The 3,076-nt window shown below is 25.7% G+C and carries 1 protein-coding gene; it reads right to left on the reverse strand.

The window, feature by feature from the left end:
* Nucleotides 1-561: 561 nt before the first annotated feature.
* Nucleotides 562-1,995: a replication initiation factor domain-containing protein gene (locus AC5EAH_RS07870; RefSeq protein WP_493494230.1), complete on the reverse strand. Its 1,434-nt coding sequence runs from the start codon at nucleotides 1,993-1,995 to the stop codon at nucleotides 562-564.
* Between the last annotated feature and the right edge of the window lie 1,081 nt (nucleotides 1,996-3,076).

Below are 3,076 nucleotides of genomic sequence, written 5' to 3' on the forward strand. Positions count from 1 at the left end.
AAGTAACTCAATTATTATAACATAATCAATTAATTTATTTTCTTTTTCTTTGCTACTTTTTAAAAAGTAGCTCAAAACAATTTGGCTCGCTTCAGGAGTATTGATATAGTTTATCGTTTTAGAAATGCAATAAACGAGTAGTATTTTTTTAGTCGCTTTGCTTTATAAAAAAATCTCCACTCTTAAATTATTGCATTATCTAATTTAGCCGTTATTTGCGTCTGTCGGCGAAGCAAAGGAGTAAATCAACAAATTTATACTACTTCGCTTTTTTAAGTATATAACGGCTAAAACACGCACAATTCAAGCAATAATAAGACAGTTCATTTTAATCGTTCTGACATGCGTTGACAATTACGCTCTTTCTAAAATACGTTACTATTTAGATACGTTTCTGAGCGTCTTTTATTTACCTGTAAAATATTGATTACCATTACTTTTTATATTATAATTAATTTTTACTCATATATTTTCAGACTTTCTTTGTCCTGAAAATATATAAAAAATAAACGTTTTAAATTATATTTAAAGCGTTTATTTTTATATAATATATTAAAACAATCATTGATATTTTTTAATTTCTTTTAAAACTTTATCTATTGCCTGTTTTTTACTTATATCAAAATCATTAATACTATTATCAATTAATTTATCTAAAATTATTAAATAATCTTTTTTACTCAAATCATATTCTTTAAATTTTAATTTATATTCATCAGATACTAAAGAATTATAATAATTAATCAATGCTAATGAACTTATTACCTGTCTATTAATCCAATTAAATTTATTATCTAATGTTTTATTATCATTTTTATCAGGTGCTATCTTAATTGGTTGTACATCATCCATAAATATTTTCCAATCTTTCCACGTAGACCATCTTTTTTTATCTCGTTTATCTATTTTACCATTTCTTTTCTCATTCAAAAATTTAATTGATGATATAACATAAGTATGAACTAATAAATCTAAATTATTACAGTAAATATTATCAATTTTCGCACAATAATTATATTCATCTTTTAAATTACCAGCCCTGTCATACTTCTCTTCATTACTAAAATATGCTGCTTGTTCAGTCATTAAATCATCTAAACCAATATTAACCTCATCAACAATATTTAATGAATTATCATTTACAAACTCTTGAATAGATGAACTAACATAATGAATTAAAAATTTATTAGCATATTTCTTACGTAACTGCATTTCAAAACGAACCCAACTTTTTAAATTCTCATCTTCTTTATATCCTTCAAAAATATCATCTTTAATCTCATAATAATCATGAAAATAATCTTTATCTTCACTATCTCTAATACCACGTTTTTTTATTCCATTATCATTAACATATCTATTATATTGTTCTGCTAATTTATCATAAATACGCATTCTATTATCACTACTAGTACTACCTAAATACATAGTTAATCCTGTAGAACTCTCTATAATTTGTTTTTCTTTATATCTAGAAATATAATAACCATTTTCTATCTTTTTTTTAATTGTTTTTATTAATAAATAATCTTGATTAATAATATCTAAACAAGGGTCTACTCTAGAACAATTAAACTCATATCTTAAATATAAATCAGACACAAATTCATGCATATTATTTTGATAAAAATTACAGCCATGCCCTGTAATGTCAATGAATATAACTTGTTCATTTACCCATTGATATTTATCTTTAAAATCAAGATTATCATCATCTTTTATACCATGTTTAATAGGACATGTATAAATCGTAATACCTTTAAATAATTCAGAACGATAACGACGTCCATATTGATTATAAACAGTACTAAAAGCACCCTCTTTAGCAATAAATGAACATTCTACTAATTCTCTATAAGACTGATATTCTTTATCATCACCCTTATCTTTAACAATATATTTAATAAATAAATCATCAATCCAATTTTTTTCTATCGGTAAAACTAATGCCCCTCTTAAATAATCAATTTTTGTACTAAACTCTATTTTTGCCATAAAAAAATCCTCCTAAAATTTTAAAAAAGATTTAGAAGATATTTTATATGCAAATAAAATATTTTATGTTATAATCCTGTCATAAAGTATTATTTTAATTGCATATAAAAAATCTTATAGACACATAAAATTATCAAAATTTGGTCATGGCGATAATTTATGTGTTTCTTTTTTTTATATTTTTATTATATCACTTTATTTATTTTAAACAACATCATACATAAACATAAATAAATATTTAAATAAATGAATAATTATAACTATTCTACAGACCTAAAAAGTAAGAAAAAACAGATAAAAAAACTTCAAAAAAAGTCGAATTCTCCGCTTTTCTGAAAATTCTGACACCTTGAGCCCCATGAGTTTAAAGGTACTTTTTTAATTTTTTTGGGAATTTGCACCGGGGGTCTCTCGAAAATGTATATTTACACCACCTATAAAAACCTCGAAACCGTTGTGGCTCAAGCATTTAAAGAGATAGTGTAAAATGTAAATGTGAAATCACAAAAAAACCTTTTTTTTAGTCATTTTTACAGCCTTCAAACCGTTGAAGCTCAAGGGTTACGAGGATTTGGAATATGTACTATTTGGGAATTTGCACACCAGTGTTACAGACTGGTGTGCAAGACCGACGGCTACGCCGTCGAACAAAGTCTATTTTTTATACAAAAAATAGACCCGATATTCATTCCATTCATATCGTCCCAAATCAATTTGATGTAAACATCATTGATTTGTTCGCTAAAGCGAATTCGGTTTGTTTCCGTCACTTGACTTTGACTTAATTATCTTCTTTTTCTCCACATTTATAACTTGATTAATATCAACTCAATAGCTTATAATTAATACGTAAGCAACCGAAAAGATTCAAAGTATACACAAAAAAGACAGAGTGCCAGCTCTGTCTTTTTCTTTATCTTGACTTATCACTTACTTAAAGTAACTATCAAGCCATTTGCAAATGATGTAAGCTACTACATCTGCTGCGATAGCTACTAAAAAATCACCGAAAAAACTCATAGTATACACCTCCAATCTGTTACCAGATTAGCCAGTAAGTAACTCAATTATTATAACATAA

The organism is Staphylococcus sp. B1(2026), from assembly GCF_058895785.1.

Excerpts from the sequence above, each read along its gene's own strand:
- AC5EAH_RS07870 (WP_493494230.1), bottom strand. The coding sequence starts at position 1,995 with ATGGCAAAAATAGAGTTTAGTACAAAAATTGATTATTTAAGAGGGGCA.